Annotated in this window: 1 protein-coding gene; it reads right to left on the bottom strand. The window is 36.7% G+C overall.

Annotated elements, in window-relative coordinates; translation table 11 throughout:
- Window positions 1-108: 108 nt before the first annotated feature.
- The gene (locus tag ENL20_04480) at window positions 109-594 is read right to left on the bottom strand and encodes a hypothetical protein (protein ID HHE37811.1); all 486 of its coding nucleotides are present in this window, start codon (window positions 592-594) and stop codon (window positions 109-111) included.
- Between the last annotated feature and the right edge of the window lie 922 nt (window positions 595-1,516).

The raw sequence follows: 1,516 nt of genomic DNA, 5'->3' as shown, positions 1-1,516 counted from the left end.
GTTGGTGGTTAATAAAAAGATAGAAGTCATTAACCGATTCATCAGTTTCCAAATTTCGGGCAAAATTTCATACATCTTCCAAATTATTGCCTTTTTAGAGTGGACTCATTATTCAAAACACCATAACAATTTTTCCGCTCCATTTCCAACCGTATAACGAACACAACCGGTTTCTACATTGAGAGTAATGCTCCTCCTTTCTGTTCCTCCTAAAGACCTTGCTTTTACTTTTATCTTTCTTTTTTTCAAAACTTCTTCTACGGAATTGATATTAATACGGTTGATCGTATCATCTTTCTTTTTCAGGACATTTGCTCCACCCGCAAGGCAGACTTCGATATTCTTTTCTTTTGAGCCCAAAAGATCCATTTTTCTGATCAATTCATCCAAAGCATCAGCAGCATACCTTGTTTTTTGGTTTTTTTTATGTTCCGGAGCTTTCCCGGGAAGCATAACATGAGCCAAAGCACCAACCTGGATGTTTTTATCATAAGCAGCGATAGCCAGACATGAACCGATAGCACTTGATCTTAAAATTGTGTCTTTTTTACCGGATTTTACTTCACCGGTTTGAGCATAAATGATTTTTTTCATTTTCTTCTGAAGGGATTAAAATCCCGGATCATTTTTAATCCCATTTTCCCCGAACTAAAGCACGAGGTTACTAACGGAATCTTCTTTCCCCGAGCCAAAGTACGGGGTTACTCATGAATTGCCATGCCTTTTAAGGCGTGGATCGGAATAGAATGGATTTCATCTCTTTTTGATAGAGTTCGGAATGCAGACTTCATAAAACTTTCGACTCAAGTCCATCGTCTCCGACTGGTTCGCTTAAAGTTCCGGCAGGTTCATCGAAGAGTAAAATGCGTTCATCCGAAAGCAAAGGGAAAGGTTTTTTGGATAAATGTCTTCTAAATATTAGTAAATCCATCAAAAACTTCTTCCTTCTTCTTCCTATTATTCTTCATATTCTTTATAGGAACAGAAACAATAACTGAAATCGCTCAAATATAAGTCAATCAAAAAAAAAATTTATCATATTTAATTTCCAGAAAAAATCGGAAGATCAGTTCAACCCGCTGGGATGTAATCTCGACAAAGAAGCGTCGAGTCGAGATGCCGGACATTCCGAAGTTTATCCCTCTTTATAACGGAATCTCATACTTTGGTTCCTTACCCAATTTAGCAAGAAGCTCATTAATCTCTTTTTTCAATTCCAGCATCCTTAATTCTCTGCCAACAGAAGCATCATTGAAAATCTCAAGCTGTTTCATTTTTGTTTTCAGTTCTTCTTCTGCCTGCTTGCGTTCGGTTATATCTGTTTGAGTTCCCCATGCTTCTATTATCATATCATTAATTATTGTAGCTGTAAAAGAATTTGAAAAATATTTTTCTTCTCCTGTTTTCGATATCTCGTGAGATTCTCCACCAACGAGTTTGTATCCTCCCCTAATAAACTCTCGAAAATATTTCCTTGTTTCTTCGCAGTCCGGTAAAATTTCAGAAAGTACAATTC

Source organism: Candidatus Cloacimonadota bacterium (assembly GCA_011372345.1).
In the GTDB taxonomy this organism is placed as follows: Bacteria; Cloacimonadota; Cloacimonadia; order Cloacimonadales; family TCS61; genus DRTC01.
This window is presented reverse-complemented; position numbering and strand designations above follow the sequence as displayed.